Below are 19,677 nucleotides of genomic sequence, written 5' to 3'. Positions count from 1 at the left end.
TACCAATACAATGTTGTACGACGTTTTTTTATGCAACAAGAATTTCAACTAATTTATAAATTCCGAGAATAATTAGTGAAATAATTGAGATTATTACAGTGAAAAAGATAAAAGTTGGAAATTTAGAATTATCAGTAATAATGTTTGATTTTCGTTTAGAATATTTTGATTTTTCCTTGAATATTGGAACATTTCCAGTTTTCTCCAAACTATCAGTTTGAAAGTTATGCAATTTTGTTTTTGCATATTCATTTAGCATATTTTCGTCACCACGAAATTGAAAATCATGCAATATTTTATTTCCAGAATTATTTACGGTCGAAAGATAAATTTCTTGACATTTTTTAATATTTTCAGTTCTTGGTTCTGTTAGCATCCAGAATAATCCAGCTCTATCATAAAATCCACTTTGAAAATAAATTTCAGCTAGTTTTTTTCTCAAACTAAAATCATTCGGATTCTCGTTAATTTAATTTCGCAACTTATCACACGCAATAAATTTTTTTCCATTTTTTAAATCAGTTTCAATTCGTTTTAGTGAATCTTCTTTCATTTGCGTGAGTTTGGATAAAATGTCGTACAACGGAAAAAGTATTGGCGAAGACGGGCAAAAAGGAATTCAGAGAATTCAATTTTGACTGAAAGAAGCCAATGCTTTTTCGTGGAAACTAAATTACAAAAAAAGTTGAAACGAAAAGCATTGGCGGCGAAGAATATTCAAATTTTCAATTTGGATATTCAAGCCCGTTTTTGCCAATACACTGTTATCTGCAGTGTTTTTTTTAGATTATGTCTATTTTTGGTGGTGGTTCGTGTAATTTTATTTCCCAACTTTCAAAAGGTGGGTCAACCACAAATTTAGCGTCACAATATGCTCTTAAATAATCGGTTGCTCTTTTTTCTGCGTATTTTGCGTTTAGAACTTGTCCGTTTTCATCAAGTTCAATAACATTTGCATAAATTGCAAAAACTTGCTCAATTGCACTAGGTTCTTCACCATAAAGAGATAAATATTCTATATCTTTTAATGTGTTTTGGGTTCCACTTGACATAAAATATACAAAAGTTCTCAATGCTCCGCTGAAAGACTCGCTCAATTTTTTAGTTTCCATTTTTAAACTAGTTCTATCAGTTTCCTTCTTTGAGAATATTTATTGATTCAAGGTCTTTTTGGAATGCAACAAATTCGACGTATAAATTAATATTACACATTCCATTCTTAATATTTAGTGCAATTTCCTTTGTTAAAAAAACTTTGCCTCTAAAATCGAAAATATCATCAACATTAAATCCATTTCTACTCACAAATTCTTGCATTATTTCATCTTGATAATTGTCATTTTCAATTTCAATAAAATTATTATAGTTCACAAATTGTTATGTGGTTAATTTCCATAGTTTTAACGGTTTTTTTGGCAACATTGCAGATAACGAATAAATATTGGCGAAGTGCGGCTTTTGAAAGACTAAAAGTTCAACCAAGACCAAACTGAGCAAATGCTTTTTTCGTGAAGACTAAATTACAAAAAAAGTCGAAACGAAAAAGCATTTTGCGAACAAAAAAAGTGGAGTAGTTCAATTGGGAATTCAAGCCCGCATTTTGCCAATATCCTGTTGTCTGCAGTATTTTTAATTCGAGGGAATGAATTTCAGTGAAATTCAGTTTCGAAGAATTCAAAATCAAAGACGACAGTTTTACGTTTTTGTTTTTAGATTTTTAATTTTTGAGTTCCCTTTTTTAGAATTCGAGATTAAACCAATATTTAAGAATTTAAGATTAAAACCAATATTTGAATATTCAGTTTTTAGATTTAGAATTTTATTCCATAATTTAATATTATTCATGACCAATTTTCATGATTTGAATTCAGTAATATTTGTTCTAATTTTAAATTTAGTTTGCTTTTTTGGATTTACTTCACTTTAATTCTGCTTTAATTCAAGCAAATTCAGAGCGTTTTGATTCAGTTCAATTTCAGAATTATTTCAAACTAAATTCAATACTTATTTTGAGATTTTTAGAATGATTTTTGAGGCGAAAATTTAGAAATTAAAGCACGTTTAAATTGTTTGAAAATTTGAAAAAGTCCCTATTTGACGCCGCTTTTAGTAATATTGCAGACAACGGAAAAAGTATTGGCGAAGTGCGGGAATTCGAAGAACTTTAGTTCAAGAATGAGCAAACGAAGCCGATGCTTTTTCAATGGAACTAAATTACAAAAAAATGTGGAATTGAAAAGCAGTGGCGTTAAAAAAGCTGTGAATTTTCAATTTAGACTTAAACCCCGCATTTTGCCAATACCTTGTTAGCTGCAGTATTTTTTAGATTTTTATTTGTCTTCCTTCAATTGCATTTTGTTCAAATTGGTCTTCGTCGTCAAATTCAAAACCAAGATTTGATATTTCTTCATGGGTTATTAAATTTCCGTTTGTTAAATCTACAAAATGAATATTTCCATATTTACACAAATAAAAACAAAATTTTTCACTTTTATCAAACCAAAAAACATATTCAGGAATACTTGAATCACAACGTTCAAGCCAAAAGAATATTTCTACAAAATCAGATAATTCAGATTTTTCAATTTCGATTGCTTCTTTGAAGTTCTTTTCTGGGAAATGTTTGGAAAGTTTTTCATAAGCATTTATAACTTTCGGATAATCATTTTCTAAATTTCCAAAAAAGTTAAGTTTCAAATGCGAAATTATAATTAATTCGTTTGTTTTTAGAAAATCAAGAAGTTGCTTAATCTTTTCAGCTAGTTTTTCGGAATGCTTTTCAAGGTTTTTATTTGGAACTCTAAGAGAAAAATTCTCGGTTTCAAATTTGTTTTCATAATTAATTGCGTCAAACATTTCGTCATCTTTTGAGTCATATTCATCATCAAAAAATGCATTTTGAAAATTGGAAATCAGATCTCTTATTTTTGGAAAATTCTGAAAAACTTCATTTCGATTAATTGTCCTCATTTCTTTTTGGTAAAGCGTTTGGTAAATATTGCAGCTAACGGAAAAAGTATTGGCGAAGTGCGGGCTGGATTTAACTGAAAGTTCAATTCAGAACCGTTGTGAGCCGATGCTTTTTCAGATTGTCTAAATTAAGAAAAAAAACAATATGAAAAGCAGTGGCGGCTAAATATTTCTAATATTTCAACTTTGGTCTTCCTCCCGCATTTTGCCAATACAATGTTGTACGCAGGCTTTATTTTATTTCTCCGTTTTCTATTGTTAATTTTCTAAATTGTTCATCTGTAAGTAGCTTGTTTATGTTACCATCTTCTGACTTAATTAGTATTTTAGGTTGACCGTCACTTTCTACTGTAAAAGTTGTGTCACTTTTTTTGTATGGAATTTTATATTCAATGCCTTTAAACCCATAAAGCTCATTTTCATATTTTATAAATCTATTTGGGAGAAGCCAACATCCTTCACCATATTCATCGTCCATATTTACGTGGATTGGTTGATTGTTATATGTAAAATCTTCGATCAAACAATTAATACTTCCATCTTCATTATAAAATCTATCTGTTGATAATTTAATTGGTTTTCCAATTAATCCGTTTTGTTTAAATTTTTCAATAGCATCATTTGTCCAAGCAAAATTCATCTTCCCTAATTTAAAATCTGGAGTAATCATACTTAAGGTTACTTCAAATTTATTTATTCTGCCTTTTTCATCTAATTTCGTTGATTCTCTAATATTGTATAATTCAATTTCTTTATTAAGTGGATTTTTTCCTGTGCTTTCAGAATATTTTTTAGCAGGTTTTGTATAATCTGTTGCCGACGCAAAAATACCTTTTTCAACATCTAAATCAGAAAGTGCTCCTTGAAGTTTTTGTAAATCATCTCGACCAACCTTTTTTTTATTTATAGTATAGTCTTTAGCCTCAATCATTTGTTTCTTATCAATATTCAGCCCATCAAGTTGATAATCAGATTCACTATAAATTCCTTTTAAGTGTTGATTATATTTAATATTGTCACCTGAAATTATTTTTATTGCACTTGCAACAATTATTTCATAGGCACTTCCTGCTTTATTTGGATAAAATCCATAAAGTTCATAAAATAATTCATCAATTGGCGATTTTCTCATTTTAAGCGTAAATTTGATTTAAGCTTGCGTACAACGGAAAAAGTATTGGCGAAGTGCGGGAATTCGAAGAACTTTAGTTCAAGAAAGCCCAAACGGAGCCGATGCTTTTTCAATGGAACTAAATTACAAAAAAATGTGGAATTGAAAAGCAGCGGCGGCAAAAAGTGCGGAAGATTTTCAATTCAGACTTAAACCCCGCATTTTGCCAATACACTGTTATGTGAAGGCCTTTTTATTTTCAATTTTGTAGATTACACCTTTATTTTTTGAATCAAAGTCAAATTCTTTTTCGAATTTAAGGCCAATTTTTTCAAGAACTTTTATTGAAGCAATATTTTCAGACATTGCTCGTCCAATTATTATCTTTTGATTTAATTTTTCGAATCCAAATTCTAAACAAGCTTTTGCACTTTCTGTTGCGAAACCTTTATTCCAATATTCTTCAAAAAATCTAAATCCAATATCTGTTTCGTTAATATTATTGTCATATTTAAGTCCACACCAACCAAGAAATTTATTAGATTCTTTTTCAATTACGGCCCATCTTCCAAATCCATTCAACTTATAATCAGAATAATTTTCTAAAAATTTTCGAGCTTCATCAATATTTTCAAAAGCCGAATTTCCAGTATATTTTATGACGTTTGGGTTCAAATTAAGTTTGTAGAAATTTTCATCGTCATTTATACATAATTCTCTTAATAAAAGTCGATTTGTTTCTAAGATTTCCTTTGTTTTGACGGTTTGCATAGGCTTTCAAATAACGGAAAAAGTATTGGCGAAGACGGGCAAAAAGGAATTCAGAGAATTCAATTTTGCGGAGTAGAAGCCAATGCTTTTTCGTGGAAACTAAATTACAAAAAAAGTTGTAACGAAAAGCAATGGCGGCAAAGAATATTCAAATTTTCAATTTGGATATTCAAGCCCGTTTTTGCCAATACCGTGTTATCTGCAGGCAATTTTTGAATTAATTTATTTTTTCAAATTCAAAAGGAATTTCCATTTTTTCATTTGAAACCGTTGCTTTTATTTTTTCGCCTTCAATCCAATATTTGACTTTTTTAGGAAAATCAATGGAGTCATTTACAAAAACAAATTCATTATTTTTTAATTCTGCATTTTTGAATTTCGTTGGTTCTTTTTCATTAGGCATTTTAACAAGTAAAGTCCATTTTCCATCTTTCTCAATTATATTCATTTTTTCTTGGCTTACAGTATCTCCTTTCTGTATAGTAAATCCAATTCCGGAATATTCAGTTGCACTAATTTTGTCCCAATTTTCAAAAGATTCTTTTCCGGCTTCTTCATTTAAACGTTTCCATTTTCCAGTTAACCAATCAAAATTTTCGGTAGTTTCAGTTTTAGACTCAGTTTGTGAATTTTCAGTTTGATTTGTTTTCGAGTTTTGATTACACGATAAAACAAAAATTGTAATTAAAAAGAATAATGATTTTTTCATAGTTTATGAATATTTTTGGACTGCTTGCAGATAACGGAAAAAGTATTGGCGAAGACGGGCAAAAGGAATTCGGAGAATTCAATTTTGAGGAGTAGAAGCCAATGCTTTTTCGTGTAAACTAAATTACAAAAAAAGTTGGAACAAAAAGCATTGGCGGCGAAGAATATTCAAATTTTCAATTTGGATATTCAAGCCCGTTTTTGCCAATACAGTGTTAGCCGACGTTATTATTTTTCAGTAAAATATTTAATTATTCTATCATTTATTTTTGATAATTCCCCTAAAATATATTTTTGATTATCATTTATTGCTTTTACTTTTTCAATTTGAACTTCATTTACGTGATTTATTTGTTTTACTTTGTCTGTTTCTGCTTCAGTAAAAGTTGAAATCATTTTGTAATGCTTGATAAGTGTTTGGTTTAGAAAACTTAACAGAATAAATGCAAAATTAAATACTATTAAAGTTGTGGTTAGTTTGTTAAGAGAAATGCTTTCGTCCAGATTTATCCAAATGATTGTTATAGTTGGTAATAGATAATTGATGAAGATATTTAGATATTTTTTTGTTTCAGTTTTATTTCCAAAAATTCCTTTTAAAATTATTGGAATTAAAGTTAAAATTATCTTGTCGACATAATCATTTTGAATTATTTCATTTAGTTCCATAATTTAATTTGAGGTTGAGTTTTTTTATAATGTCGGCTAACGGAAAAAGTATTGGCGAAGTGCGGGAATTCGAAGAACTTTAGTTCAAGAAAGACCAAACGAAGCCGATGCTTTTTCAATGGAACTAAATTACAAAAAAATGTGGAATTGAAAAGCAACGGCGGCATAAAAACTATGAATTTTCAATTCAGACTTAAATCCCGCATTTTGCCAATACCGTGTTATCTGCAGGCGTTTTATTGAAATTTGTAGTAATAATTTATGATTTTTGTATTTTCAGGATATTTATTTGTTTCAGAAATTAAACTTAACAACATATCCACAAACTCATTTTGATTTGTCGTTTTTTTACCTGCAATATTTCCATTTTTAATTGTGTTGTCAGAGTAAATTATACTGAAATTATATGAAATTCCATCAACGTATGTCTTTTCAATTCTGTTAAAATCTTTTTTTTCAAGTTTGTTAATTGCAATATTTAAAATTTTAATTTGATTTTCGTCTAGTTTTGAAACGTAAGATTTTGGATTTGCAGGATTGTTGTATTCATTAATTTCATTTTCATTATTTGGTTTTGGCTCAATTATTCTTTCTGGATAAATGCTTCTAAAAATTAGATTTTTTCTGTTTATGTCAATAATGATTTCGCAATTTTCATTTAAGGCAGGTTGAAAAATAAATGATAGAATTTGGGGTTTGGCTGAAATTCTATTATTCCAAATTTCAATTTGTTTATTTTCAATCTCTTTTTTATCATTCTTTTCACAGGAAATGATAAAAAATAAAAGAAAAATGTAAACAATTTTTTTGCTCATTTCTTTTGGCAGTTTGTTCGGATACGCTTGCAGATAACGGAAAAAGTATTGGCGAAGTGCGGGAATTCGAAGAACTTTAGTTCAAGAAAGACCAAACGAAGCCGATGCTTTTTCAATGGAACTAAATTACAAAAAAATGTGGAATTGAAAAGCAGCGGCGGCAAAAAAGCTGAGGATTTTCATTTCAGACCTAAACCCCGCATTTTGCCAATACCGTGTTACCTGCAGTTTTTTTGTTTTGTATTTAATATCATATATGTAATATAAGTTATAATGAAAATCCCTAAAGGAATTTTAAATGCCAAATAATTAAACGCCTCAATTGGTACTTGAATTAATCTGCTAACAATTGGAGATAGCATAAATATAAAAGCAAGTATGTTTATTAAAATGTTTGATTTCCATTTAGTAAAGTTTAAAACTATTCCAGAAATTCCCAAAAATGCAAATAACTGATCAATATTTCCGAAATCGAATAATGAAAATAGTAACCAAAGAATAAATGGAATTCCGCTCATCCAACCAGCTAAAATTATAAACATATATGAAAATATAGAAATTAATTTTATGGTGGTTTTCATCCTTGAGTTACGTTTATTTTTGTTACAATATTATTTGTGTTGAATATAATCGATAATCTTCCTGTATTTATTCCCTTTCCTGTATAACCTAAATAGTAAAAATATACTGTTTTTGAATTTTCATCAGGTTTTCCTAGCAAATTTTCGATTTCAATTTTAGTCATCCCAATTAAATTATTTTTATTTCTTAAATCATTCATCATTTGCCAACGTAAATCCCAATTTTCTTCAGTATTTAAATTAGAATTTTTCCATATTTCAGAGTTAAATTTTTTATGTGAAATTTTTCCACAAGAATTTAAAAGTCCAATAATCATTAAAAAAGCAAAAATTCTTTTATTCATTGTTTTTGTAGAGTGTTTTGGAAAATTGCAGGTAACGGAAAAAGTATTGGCGAAGTGCGGGAATTCGAAGAACTTTAGTTCAAGAAAGACCAAACGAAGCTGATGCTTTTTCAATGGAACTAAATTACAAAAAAATGTGGAATTGAAAAGCGGCGGCGGCAAAAAAGCTGTGGATTTTCAATTCAAACTAAACCCCGCATTTTGCCAATACCTTGTTATGCGACGTATTTTTTAGAGATTTGTATTCAAAAACATTTCGTTTTCAGCCTCTTTTTCAGACTTTTCAGGATAAAACATTTCCTTAATTTGAAAATACCAAGTTGATTTTTTAAACTTTAAAGCGTTTATTTTTCCAGTAATGGAATTTGAATAATAGTTTTTTTTGTTCATTAAAAGTTTAACTCTCACTTTTGTTTTAAAGTTTCCATTATACCTATTAGTTGTTAAATGTAGAATTTGATTGTTCTTAAAATCAAGAAAATTATCGTAACTATTTCCACAATCTGAATATGCCCAAAATTCGATTGGATTCCATTTTCCATTTTTGTCTAATGCTTCTTGAATTAGATATAAACTACTGTCTTGAGGATTTAGTTTTAGAGTTTTGTTTAAGTTGTTTTTTATGAAGACTGAAAAAGTTGAATCATTTTCACTTCTTAATATAATTTTTATTGAATCGATACTGTTCTTATTGAAAAATTTTTCAATTTTAGCATTTTGTTCAAATTTATAATCAATTTTGTTTTTGTTAAAAAACATTTCGTTTTCCAAATCCTGCGAATACAAGTTTGAAAATAAAATATTAAAAAATAACGAAAATATTACTGCAATTATTTGGTTTTGTTTCATTTGCGCAATTTTGGATAATATGTCGCATAACGGTCCGAGGCTTGGCGAAGTGGCGGCTTGAATTGTAGGTGAGTTCAATTCAGACCGAGCGTAGCCAATGCGTTTTTCTGTGACTAAATTAACAAAAAAAGTAACATAAAAACGCAATTGGCGTAAAAAGATGCACAAAATTTCAATAAAGTACTTCGTCCGCCATTTTGCCAAACCTATGTTGTCTGCAGTTGCTCTGCTATTTTTTAATTTTCACAAATTTTTTGCGCTCCTACCTTCACTAAAATCAAGGTTTTCACGCTCATAATTTAAAAATCAGCATAATATTTTTCATTTTGACCATTAGAATTCAGCATTTGGACATTTACTTTTTTCCAGGTTGATTTGAAACTTACAGCAAGTTTTTTTCAGCCAACTATTTTCACATATTACGTAAGTTTTTTAAACCCAGTTGATTTTTGGAGAATTTAATTTTGCGCAATCTCCACCGGATTTACGTGTCAAATCATTCGCAAGAGAACGGTAGTGTTGGAGATTTTCAGATATTTTCTGCTTTTAAAACGCCGAATTGAATCAATTGCAGACAACGGAAAAAGTATTGGCGAAGTGCGGGAATTCGAAGAACTTTAGTTCAAGAATGAGCAAACGAAGCCGATGCTTTTTCAATGGAACTAAATTACGAAAAAATGTGGAATTGAAAAGCAGCGGTGGCAAAAAAGCTGTGGATTTTCAATTCAGACTTAAACCCCGCATTTTGCCAATACCGTGTTATGTGCAGTCACAATTTTCTTCCACTAATTCCAGTTGCACAACCTCCAAAATAATAATCTAAATTTACTTTTAAATTATATTTTTCAAAAATTTCTTTTACTTTTTTTGAGTTTTGATATTGTTTTGTGTAAACCCACAACATTCTATAGTCTTCAGGATTTCCTAAAAATATTTTTCCCAAAATGGGAATAACTTTTCCTAAATAGAAACTGTAAAAATAGAGTAGAAATTTATTTTGGGGTTTTGAAACTTCTACAAAACTAAATTTTCCATTCGGTTTTAGAATTCTAGATACTTCTTTCGCAAATATTTCAAGTTGATTTTCATTAAATGTTTTTAATCCGTATGCACATGAAATAATATCGAAATTGCTAGATTCCAAATTATTTTCAAGCATATTGTCACAAATTATATTCAGCTCATTTTGAAATACTTTTTTCGCTTTATTTATTGAATAATTTACCATGTTCTCTGAAAAATCTAATGCATAAAAATTAGAATTTGGAAAATTAGATTTTAAAAATGTCCAGTTTTCTCCTAGTCCAGAAAGCAAATCAATTATATTTAAATTTTCTTTCGATTTCCCTAATTTTTTTAGAAATTGTTTTCTCCAACGAATAGAAAAACCGAATGAAGTTATGTAATTCATTCTTTCATACGAACTTGACATTTGATTAAACAATTTTTTGACAAATTCTGGCTCGTAAATGTTGTTCATTTATTTCTAGGATGAGTTTTAGAGTGATTGCACATAACGGGAAACGCATTGGCGAAGTGGCGGATAAATTGAACCGAAAGTTCAATTTAGCGAGAACGTAGCCGATGTGTTTCCACATCGCTAACTTACAAAATAAAAGCGAATGTGGAACACATTCGGCGGATAAAAAAGCACAAAAGTTGAGTTTTGCACTTAACCCGCCATTTTGCCAATGCGATGTTAGCCGTAGTTTTTATTTTAAGCTAATTTTTAACTCCAATTCATTTTTCATATAAAGTAGAACTTCTGCATTTCCTTTTGCATCATCAACTGGATTGTGAGTGTGTTCCGTTTTTCTTAAGTGTTTCCATTGTGCAAAAGTATCTTTTACGAGTCCACAATATAAATCTGAGATTCTTCTTGATGAATAACCAAAGGGATTTCGCCCAATGAAATAATGAAAATACCAACATATAAACATCCAATCGAATCCATTATTATCACTTATAAATATTGGTCTTCCTTTAGAGTTTTGTTTAATCCAATCTTCAAAGTTTAACATAACTTCAGTTGGATTGTCAAATTCCAAAGTTTCTTCTCGTTTAAATCCAGAAATTGCAATTGCTTCAGGAATCCATTTTTCAGAAATAGGTTTTAGTTTACCGTAAAAGGTTTTACTAAGATTTTCCTCCACTATTACAGCTCCAAAACAAATCATTGAAAAATCTCCAGGAATTGGACCATCTGATTCTATATCTACAACTATATAACTCATAAGTCTAAATTTTGAAATCTCTCAATTCCATTACTTGTCGATAAATATATTTGATTAGATTTTAGAGATTCTTCTTTGTGAAATGTTTTTTCAATTAATGGCATATGAAGATTAACAGAAAAACATTCATTTCTATCATAATCTTTAATGAATAAAGAGTCTCTCCAAATTGCAACTCCAATTTTATTGCAACAATATAGTTGTCTGATATCTAAATTATTTGTGTTTATGCTGAAAACTCTTTGTGTGCTTTTATCTTGGTATGCAATTACTAATATTTCTCTACAAAATTTTAAATAAATACAGCCGAAAGATTGCCCCATATTATTTAGAGGTGTTGGATCCCAACTTATAATAAAGTTATTTTTTGTGAACATTACTAAATCTTTTCCAGAATCATTAAATTTCCACCAAGCAAGATTTTCTAAATATTTAGCACAATAGTTTATATCAATATAATTTTCAGCACCGAAATTATCTTTCCATTCAATCGTATTTGATTTTATTTCAACATCAATATTTAGAGAAAATAGTTCTTCCTCGATTTGATTTAAAATTTCTTGAATTTGATTACTCTCGGTCATAAAATTACGGCTAACGGAAAAAGTATTGGCGAAGACGGGCAAAAAGGAATTCGGAGAATTCAATTTTGAGTAGTAGAAGCCAATGCTTTTTCGTGGAAACTAAATTACAAAAAAAGTTGGAACGAAAAGCAATTGGCGGCGAAGAATATTCAAATTTTCAATTTGGATATTCAAGCCCGTTTTTGCCAATACAATGTTATACGACGTTTTTCTTTTCCAAATTATTTATTTTTTCGGCTACTTTTAAGCAATTTTCGTAATTTCCAGAAAGACCAATTGTTTCTGTTTCAATTTCGTAAAGTTTTCGCGCAATTTTGGTTGAATCAGATTTAGACTTTACGAGCTTGAGAATTATTGGAGTATAACCTTGATATTCATCTCTTGGAGCGTCATCATTAATTCCAATTGGATTCCAATCTTCCCATAAAATTTTGTCAATTTGTTGATAAAGATTTAGAAATTTTCCTTTGCTTCTAAATTTTTCTTTTAACTCATTCTGGTCAAGATTGTAATTTCCATTTTCAAGATAATTTTTCCATAATTGAACATTTTTTAGATTTATGTCGTGTCCAATTATTGGATTGTCCCAATCGAAAATAACATTACTCATTTCGTCGCCATTCCAATCAAAATATTCAGAGGCAATTAATGAAAAAGCGATTGAGTTTAAATCTTCACTATCAAGTTTTTGAGCAATAAAATCATCACACAATTTTACTAAATGTTCTTTTTTAACTTCAAATTCTCCTTCATTAATTTGTTTGATATAAACACTTGTTGTGTCATATCCAGTTTTTGTTTGACTATTTTTTACGTCAGATTTTAATTCATCTATCGTAATTTTATTCTCGAAATATTCTTTTAATTTCTGTTCGGTCATTTTTGGTAAAATGTCGTATAACGAAAAAGTATTGGCGAAGACGGGCAAAAAGGAATTCGGAGAATTCAATTTTGACTGAAAGAAGCCAATGCTTTTTCGTGGAAACTAAATTACAAAAAAAAGTTGGAACGAAAAGCATTGGCGGCTAAGAATATTCAAATTTTCAATTTGGATATTCAAGCCCGTTTTTGCCAATACCCTGTTAGCCGTAGTCGTAATTATTTTAAGTTTTGAATAAGTATTTGTTGTAGTTTTTCAATACTTGTAGTGTCAATATTATTCAATTGAAAAATATTTTTAGTTCCATCGTACTTATTAATTTCAAGAGTTTGATTTTGTATGTCAAATTTATTAATATCTTCAAATTTGAAGGATTTACTCCAAAAATTATTTAGCTTTATCACAATACCTTTTTTATTCCATTGCACAAAGTTTTTAAACCAAAATATTTTTGAATGAAAGAATATTAAAATCAAAAAAGGAATTACGTTTATTAATTTATTCCAAGTTTTATTTTCAAAATTTATAAATTCAAAAAAGTTAAAAATTAAAATTGTAGCACATAAAATTAATATAAAGAATTCCGCTTTGTTATTTCTAAAATTTAGTTGATCAAAATGTATTTTATTCATTATTTGCAGTATTGTGGTTACGATTACGGCTAACGGAAAAAGTATTGGCGAAGTGCGGGAGAAACGAAGAACTTTAGTTCAAGTTCGACCAAACGAAGCCGATATTTTTTCCATGGAATAAACTTACAAAAATAATATGGAATGGAAAAATAGCGGCGGCGGAAAGTGATGGATTTTCAATTCCAGACTTTAACCCCGCATTTTGCCAATACAATGTTGTGCGAAGTTTTTGTTTACATTAAGTCAATAATTCTTCCATTTTCCATTTTGAATGGACCTTGTAATTCATTATTTTCTTCAATTGCTTCGTTCATAGCAATATAAAAATTTTCCCAATGTTCTTTCAGTAAATTTATATCATTTGTTTCCCAAAATTCTCCTTCGTCGAAAATTTTCAAGGTTTCAAAATTATCTTGAATAACTTTTATCAATTCTATTATTTTTAGGTGAGTTTCAATTTCAGCAAATTGAGTTTTGCAATATTCTTGAATGTACAAATCTTTATCAAATTCAAAATTTAAAGGTTCAGAATTTTCATGAGGTTGAACTTGAATTCCTTTTGTTAAACCTTCATAATCCCAATCTTCATCATTTCTTACTCTTTCAAGAATTTTATTATCATTTTCGAATTGGAAATATTCCCAATTTTCGAATTGAGAGAATTCAATAACTTTTCGAATTAACAAGTCAAAATTTTCATTATTTTTTAGTTTTCCTTCAAAGTGAATTGTTATACCCATGTTTTTAGCGGTGTGTTTGTAAAATTTCGCACAACGGAAAAAGTATTGGCGAAGTGCGGGAATTCGAAGAACTTTAGTTCAAGAAAGCCCAAACGGAGCCGATGCTTTTTCAATGGAACTAAATTACAAAAAAATGTGGAATTGAAAAGCAGCGGCGGGCAAAAAAGCTATGGATTTTCAATTCAGACTTAAACCCCGCATTTTGCCAATACAATGTTGTACGTAGTCTCTTTTTATGATTTGTTTGTCCAAGTTATTTTATAATTTTTGAATGATTGAGAAAATTTATCTTGTAATTTGTTTACTTCGTTTTTAGTTAAATTTGAATACTCAATTTCAATCGCAATTAAATGATCTCCAACACAAAACCCTTTTATTTTTAGTAATTTAGATTTAGTATTTTTTAGATTCTGAACTATGACTTGTTCTCCATATTCATTTCCGTAATTCATCAATCCAATTTTATTCAGTTTTTTTTGAATTTCAAGTTTAATCTTCTTTTCAGGTAGAATTTTAATTGAATCAATATTAATTGAATTAGTTTTTATGATTTTAAATTCGGTGTTTTTAAGTGTATTTTCAGTTACTTCATAAAATAGTTTTGCCCATTCATAATTTCTATCATAAGTAATAAATTTATAGAATCCAATCAAACTTAAAATAATAATTAATATTATGATTGTTATATTCTTAATAATCTTCATATTAAATTGATATTCAATATTTAACACGGTTTTTTTATGAGATTACGTACAACGGAAAAAGGCTTTGCGAAGTGCGGGAATTCGAAGAACGAAAGTTCAAGAATTCCGAAACGAAGCAAATGCTTTTTCAGATTGTCTAAATTAGTTAAAAAAACAATATGAAAAGCAGTTGTGAAATATTTTGACGAAATTTCAATTAATGACTAAACCCCGCATTTTGCAAAACCTATGTTACCTGCAGTGTTTTTTATTTTGTTTCGATTATTTTCATAGTTAAATCTCTGAAAGTTAAAATTTCACCTGTTTGGAAACTATATCTTGATTTATCAAAAATATTTAGTTTCTCTAACGGCTTTAAATTTCTTGTTGGGTTATAGTCAAATTCTTCAAATATTTTACTTCCTTTTGAAATAATTCCAATCTGTTCCAACATTTCCGAATAATATTTTTCCAAATATGGTGCAATTAATGATGATGGCTTTATGTTAGAAACATCAACATTTCTACGTTTTAAATATTTTTTCAAAGTCAGAAAAACGGAAGCACTTAAACATTCATTTCCAAGTATTCTTATTGGTTTTATATCTTGATAATCACAATTTTCAGCAATTAATTTGCAAACTTCTCTTAATGTTCTTTTTCTAGAAGGAGTTAATGTCTGTTTCCATTTAGTTTCAGTAATTGAAATTCCAAAACATTCATTGAGAAACTCAGATAATGGTTTCCATGGAAGTAAATCTCCAGCATTTCTCCAATAATTTATCGTAGAATAAAATGTTAATATTGCGTCAGGATCTGCTTCAAAATCTAATTTGCTTGAAATTCGATGCTGTTCAATTAAAATATTTAAAATATCTGTTGGAGTTAATTGTTGACTTAGAGTTTCCATTTTATGCAGTTTTTTGCAACATTGCAGGTAACGGAAAAAGTATTGGCGAAGACGGGCAAAAAGGAATTCGGAGAATTCAATTTTGTGGAGTAGAAGCCAATGCTTTTTCGTGGAAACTAAATTACAAAAAAAGTTGAAACGAAAAGCAATTGGCGGCGAAGAATATTCAATTTTTCAATTTGGATATTCAAGCCCGTTTTTGCCAATACACTGTTATCTGCAGGCAAATATTAAATCTTAAATATTTCCGTAATTTCTAATTCTGTTCTTATTGATTTTATAGTAAGTACAAACAAATCAATTGTATTTGCCACAAATAATGATACAAGAATAATCGATATGAAAAAGCTATAAAATATTGAGAAATCTATTATGTAAACAAAAAGAGAAGCTAACAAAATTATGAGGAAAATAAATAAATTAAAAAGATTATGTTTAAAAATACTTGGAAAAAAATCAGAATTTAATTTTGTTAAATAATAATGTTTTTCAAAAATTGAGGTCGTGAATAAAACCATTAAATTTTTAATTTCTTCTTTTAGGTTTTCTTTTTTATTTTTTTTTCCTGTTATTCTTGAGTAAGATTCATAGATAGGTTCTAGCCAGTAATTATGAACCTTATTAAAGTTGACAATTCCGTCATCAGAATTTTCTAGTAAATACCAGAAAGAATTACAATACTCGGTATAACTTCGTATTGTTTCTAATGAATAGTTTTGTGGATTAACTACTTGATAAAAGGAAAAATTATTTTCTCCATTTGTTAATCCTTTTAGAGCTAAATAGGCTTGACCACTAGTTGAATAAATTTTTTCATTAATTTCTGTCCATTCTTCATGTGTAAATTGTGTAATGCCAGGTAAATCATAGCCTCTAAATTCCTCATAGGTTAAACTTGGATAATGGTAATCAACAGCAGATTTTATATTAGCATCACGGAATTTCCAAAAGTCATGAAATCCTAAAATATGATAAGCAATATTTCTTAGATTAGTTATTTTTAGCGAATATTCATCGATTTCTTTTTTTCTTTCTATACGAATTGTTTTTTCTGCAAATAATTTTGAAAATATAAATGTAACTAATATTGCAAATATTATTGAAATTATTGAAATTAAGAGTGAAAGGGTTTCCTTTTTTTCAAATTTACTTTCTGTTGTGAAATTGAATAGAACATAGCAACTAATCATGAAAATAATTTCAAAAATGATAATTCTCAGAAAGTTTTCGGTTAAAAAGTTAATGATATTCTTCAATTAATAATATTTAGGTTACGCTGTGAATTGCTTGCAGATAACGGAAAAAGTATTGGCGAAGTGCGGGAATTCGAAGAACTTTAGTTCAAGAACGACCAAACGAAGCCGATGCTTTTTCAATGGAACTAAATTACAAAAAAATGTGGAATTGAAAAGCGGCGGCGGCAAAAAAGCTGTGGATTTTCAATTCAGACTTAAATCCCGCATTTTGCCAATACCGTGTTAGCTGTAGTATTTTTATCCTCCGTAAATTGATGGATTTGTTAGTATTCCAGCTATTATATTAGACGCTACATCTGAACCGAAACTCTTAATCTTTTCGAATATTTTATTTTTCTTCGATTCGGGTTCATCATTTCCGTTTACAATTTCTTCTATTTCTTTCGCTTGTTTTCCTGTCAATTCATCTTTTATAGTTTCCCAAATAATATTTACATTAACTGTTTGATTTTGACTTTGATTTAATGATATATTTATGCCAGAATTTTGAGTTTCTTTTTTGTCAGGAATTCCAAAGTTTGCAATATCAGAAATGAAACCTTTAATTATTTCTTGGGCTTCCTTTTCACAATGTTTTCCATTATTTCCACCTCCTGCACCGTTAATGCTTATATATGTTGTGAATTTAATTCCATCAATACTTTTTTCTTGTTTAGAATTTTCACCATAAACTCTAATTATAATATTTATTGCTTTAGATTTCCAAGATCTTAAATCGTATTCACTATTAAAATTGGGGTTTTCAATTTCTCTGAAACTTGATATTATTTTATCGGTCATTTTGGTAAATATTACAGCTAACGGAAAAAGTATTGGCGAAGTGCCGGAATTCGAAGAACTTTAGTTCAAGAAAGACCAAACGCAGCCGATGCTTTTTCAATGGAACTAAGTTACAAAAAAATGTGGAATTGAAAAGCAGCGGTGGCAAAAAAGCTCTGGATTTTCAATTCAGACTAAACCCCGCATTTTGCCAATACCTTGTTAGCTACAGTTTTTTTGAAGCTTCATCAATCCATTCATTTAATTTTTCATAGTCTTTCAATTCTATTTGCCACTTATATTTATCAGCCAATTCCCAAGCTCCCTTTGTAAATTTAGAAGTTGTTATAAGACACGATTTTGTAACTTTATATTCATTGTGTGCCCATAATAATTGTCTTACAGGGTCAACTCCAACTTTGTTTGACCATTTTTTTGCCTGTATTAAATATCTTTCATTACCAAAAGTGGAATTTTTTTTAAGAGCAATAACGTCAATGCCTCCATCTTTACTACCTTTTAATACTTCAACTTCGTATTCAAATTTTTCAAGAATTTTAGCCAATAAATATTCAAAGTTTCGCCAATTAATAGATTTTGCTAATTCTGGATTACTTATTATTTCTTTATAAACTTGTAAGTCAATTTCATTGAGATTATACTTTCTATTTTGTTCATTTGAAAGCAATATTTTTTGAATAATCGTTTTTATTTCATTCCTATGATTAAATTCCCAATCTGCGTAATCAAACCAAGAGTAAATAGGATTATTAAACATAAAATTTTCATCGGAATTAGTATTGTTTATTGAGTTTTCAATATAGAAACTATCATCTGAGTCGAAAATGAAATATGGATTATTTAAAGTGTAATAAACTAAATCTAATAATGTATCTGCTAAATTTTTACCGATTAAATCAGTTTCATAATAATTTGCAAGTAAAACGCTACTTCTTTCATACTTATTTATTTCTAACAAATATTCAGTTCTATTATCATATATTAAATGTTTTTTAAATTGTTTTCGAATGTCATTTGTAATATAACTTAAAATTGAATTAAGAATTTCAATGTTTAAAAAATCTTTGTCTTTCACTGTAAGTTGGTCAAAAATTGTAGCTAACGGAAAAAGTATTGGCGAAGTGCGGGAATTCGAAGAACTTTAGTTCAAGAAAGACCAAACGAAGCCGATGCTTTTTCAATGGAACTAAATTACAAAAAAATGTGGAATTGAAAAGCAGCGGTGGCAAAAAGTGCGGAAGATTTTCAATTCAGACTTAAACCCCGCATTTTGCCAATACCGTGTTAGCAGAAGGTTTTTTTACTTATTTTTTGGTAATCTTTTATTTCCAAATGTGTAGGATAATTCCCATTTATTATTTTTATTCTTTTTGTAAACATTATACCAATTCAGATAATTTGTTTTGATTTGAATTAATACTTCTTTATTGTTATTGATAAATATTGGAGTAGAAATTTGTAATGTATAATTTTTAACATCTAATTTGAGCTTTGGAATTTTGTATTTATTCCAATTTATTTGATTTGTGATTTTTGCTTTTTCAAAATATTGAATGAAATTTTTGTCTTTAACTTCATTCATTGTGTATTTATAATTTTCATCATTTTTCAATTCATTATTCAATTCTGGAATAAAACTTTGTGGATTTAATTTGAATGATAAATATTCTTTATTATTTTCAATAAAGTCCGCGATGAAATTTTCAACAAGTTTTTTTTCTTGTGAAAAAATGAGTGAAAAATTCAATGAAATTATAAATATGATTAGTTTCGTTTTCAATGTGTGAATTTTAAGCGCAATATTGGGAAACTTTCTGCTAACGGAAAAAGTATTGGCGAAGTGCGGGCTTTCGAAGAACTTTAGTTCAAGAAAGACGAAACTGACCCGATGCTTTTTCAATGAAGTAAACTTACAAATAAAATACGGAATTGAAAAGCAGCGGTGGCGAAAAAGGTGAGGTTTTTCAATTCAGACTAAACCCCGTATTTTGCCAATACCTTGTTACCTGCAGTTTTTTTGTTTTGTATTTAATATCATATATGTAATATAAGTTATAATGAAAATCCCTAAAGGAATTTTAAATGCCAAATAATTAAACGCCTCAATTGGTACTTGAATTAATTGCTAACAATTGGAGATAGCATAAATATAAAAGCAAG

24 protein-coding genes are annotated in these 19,677 nt (G+C 28.7%); all 24 read right to left on the bottom strand.

The window, feature by feature from the left end:
- Positions 1-28: 28 nt before the first annotated feature.
- Positions 29-442: a DUF6584 family protein gene (locus MTP08_RS08080; protein WP_243575540.1), complete on the bottom strand. Its 414-nt coding sequence runs from the start codon at positions 440-442 to the stop codon at positions 29-31.
- A 340-nt stretch (positions 443-782) separates the two neighbouring features.
- Positions 783-1,112 carry a DUF7677 family protein gene (locus MTP08_RS08075; protein WP_243575539.1) on the bottom strand — a complete coding sequence of 110 codons (330 nt, stop codon included), beginning with the start codon at positions 1,110-1,112 and terminating at the stop codon, positions 783-785.
- A 16-nt stretch (positions 1,113-1,128) separates the two neighbouring features.
- A complete protein-coding gene (locus MTP08_RS08070; RefSeq protein WP_243575538.1) occupies positions 1,129-1,371 on the bottom strand; it encodes a hypothetical protein in 243 nt (80 codons plus the stop codon).
- Between the two features lie 951 nt (positions 1,372-2,322).
- On the bottom strand, positions 2,323-2,970 hold the full coding sequence (locus tag MTP08_RS08065; RefSeq protein ID WP_243575537.1) for a hypothetical protein: 648 nt from the start codon (positions 2,968-2,970) through the stop codon (positions 2,323-2,325).
- A 232-nt stretch (positions 2,971-3,202) separates the two neighbouring features.
- Positions 3,203-4,102, bottom strand: coding sequence for a restriction endonuclease (locus MTP08_RS08060; RefSeq protein ID WP_243575536.1), 900 nt, complete (start codon positions 4,100-4,102; stop codon positions 3,203-3,205).
- A gap of 216 nt (positions 4,103-4,318) precedes the next feature.
- Entirely contained in the window at positions 4,319-4,852 is a 534-nt protein-coding gene (locus tag MTP08_RS08055) for a GNAT family N-acetyltransferase (RefSeq protein WP_243575535.1), read from the bottom strand.
- 217 nt (positions 4,853-5,069) lie between these two features.
- Positions 5,070-5,561: a DUF6265 family protein gene (locus tag MTP08_RS08050; RefSeq protein ID WP_243575534.1), complete on the bottom strand. Its 492-nt coding sequence runs from the start codon at positions 5,559-5,561 to the stop codon at positions 5,070-5,072.
- A gap of 227 nt (positions 5,562-5,788) precedes the next feature.
- Positions 5,789-6,229 (bottom strand): hypothetical protein, encoded by a 441-nt coding sequence (locus MTP08_RS08045; protein WP_243575533.1) that lies wholly within the window; start codon positions 6,227-6,229, stop codon positions 5,789-5,791.
- A gap of 236 nt (positions 6,230-6,465) precedes the next feature.
- Positions 6,466-7,044 carry a hypothetical protein gene (locus tag MTP08_RS08040; RefSeq protein WP_243575532.1) on the bottom strand — a complete coding sequence of 193 codons (579 nt, stop codon included), beginning with the start codon at positions 7,042-7,044 and terminating at the stop codon, positions 6,466-6,468.
- A 218-nt stretch (positions 7,045-7,262) separates the two neighbouring features.
- The gene (locus tag MTP08_RS08035) at positions 7,263-7,625 is read right to left on the bottom strand and encodes a hypothetical protein (RefSeq protein WP_243575531.1); all 363 of its coding nucleotides are present in this window, start codon (positions 7,623-7,625) and stop codon (positions 7,263-7,265) included.
- Positions 7,622-7,969 (bottom strand): hypothetical protein, encoded by a 348-nt coding sequence (locus MTP08_RS08030; protein WP_243575530.1) that lies wholly within the window; start codon positions 7,967-7,969, stop codon positions 7,622-7,624. The genes MTP08_RS08035 and MTP08_RS08030 overlap by 4 nt, the downstream gene beginning before the upstream one ends.
- Positions 7,970-8,200: 231 nt before the next feature.
- A complete protein-coding gene (locus MTP08_RS08025; protein WP_243575529.1) occupies positions 8,201-8,818 on the bottom strand; it encodes a hypothetical protein in 618 nt (205 codons plus the stop codon).
- Positions 8,819-9,587: 769 nt separating this feature from the next.
- Positions 9,588-10,250: a class I SAM-dependent methyltransferase gene (locus MTP08_RS08020; protein ID WP_243575528.1), complete on the bottom strand. Its 663-nt coding sequence runs from the start codon at positions 10,248-10,250 to the stop codon at positions 9,588-9,590.
- 280 nt (positions 10,251-10,530) lie between these two features.
- The gene (locus MTP08_RS08015; RefSeq protein ID WP_243575527.1) at positions 10,531-11,052 is read right to left on the bottom strand and encodes a 3'-5' exonuclease family protein; all 522 of its coding nucleotides are present in this window, start codon (positions 11,050-11,052) and stop codon (positions 10,531-10,533) included.
- Positions 11,049-11,636: a hypothetical protein gene (locus MTP08_RS08010; RefSeq protein ID WP_243575526.1), complete on the bottom strand. Its 588-nt coding sequence runs from the start codon at positions 11,634-11,636 to the stop codon at positions 11,049-11,051. The genes MTP08_RS08015 and MTP08_RS08010 overlap by 4 nt, the downstream gene beginning before the upstream one ends.
- Before the next feature lie 196 nt (positions 11,637-11,832).
- Entirely contained in the window at positions 11,833-12,516 is a 684-nt protein-coding gene (locus tag MTP08_RS08005; RefSeq protein ID WP_243575525.1) for a hypothetical protein, read from the bottom strand.
- Between the two features lie 218 nt (positions 12,517-12,734).
- Complete coding sequence (locus MTP08_RS08000) at positions 12,735-13,148, bottom strand: hypothetical protein (protein ID WP_243575524.1); 414 nt, start codon at positions 13,146-13,148, stop codon at positions 12,735-12,737.
- A gap of 233 nt (positions 13,149-13,381) precedes the next feature.
- Entirely contained in the window at positions 13,382-13,888 is a 507-nt protein-coding gene (locus tag MTP08_RS07995) for a hypothetical protein (RefSeq protein ID WP_243575523.1), read from the bottom strand.
- A 233-nt stretch (positions 13,889-14,121) separates the two neighbouring features.
- Positions 14,122-14,592, bottom strand: coding sequence for a hypothetical protein (locus MTP08_RS07990; protein WP_243575522.1), 471 nt, complete (start codon positions 14,590-14,592; stop codon positions 14,122-14,124).
- A 247-nt stretch (positions 14,593-14,839) separates the two neighbouring features.
- On the bottom strand, positions 14,840-15,481 hold the full coding sequence (locus MTP08_RS07985; RefSeq protein WP_243575521.1) for a hypothetical protein: 642 nt from the start codon (positions 15,479-15,481) through the stop codon (positions 14,840-14,842).
- Between the two features lie 230 nt (positions 15,482-15,711).
- Positions 15,712-16,737 (bottom strand): hypothetical protein, encoded by a 1,026-nt coding sequence (locus MTP08_RS07980; RefSeq protein WP_243575520.1) that lies wholly within the window; start codon positions 16,735-16,737, stop codon positions 15,712-15,714.
- A 237-nt stretch (positions 16,738-16,974) separates the two neighbouring features.
- Positions 16,975-17,517, bottom strand: a complete 543-nt coding sequence (locus MTP08_RS07975; protein ID WP_243575519.1) for a hypothetical protein — start codon at positions 17,515-17,517, stop codon at positions 16,975-16,977.
- A gap of 205 nt (positions 17,518-17,722) precedes the next feature.
- On the bottom strand, positions 17,723-18,592 hold the full coding sequence (locus tag MTP08_RS07970) for a restriction endonuclease (protein ID WP_243575518.1): 870 nt from the start codon (positions 18,590-18,592) through the stop codon (positions 17,723-17,725).
- A 225-nt stretch (positions 18,593-18,817) separates the two neighbouring features.
- Entirely contained in the window at positions 18,818-19,297 is a 480-nt protein-coding gene (locus tag MTP08_RS07965) for a hypothetical protein (RefSeq protein WP_243575517.1), read from the bottom strand.
- Positions 19,298-19,677 lie beyond the last annotated feature (380 nt).

This window comes from Chryseobacterium oryzae, from assembly GCF_022811665.1.
Taxonomy (GTDB): domain Bacteria; phylum Bacteroidota; class Bacteroidia; order Flavobacteriales; family Weeksellaceae; genus Chryseobacterium; species Chryseobacterium oryzae.
Note: the sequence above shows the minus strand (reverse complement) of the source record. Positions and strands in the feature narration are given on the sequence as shown.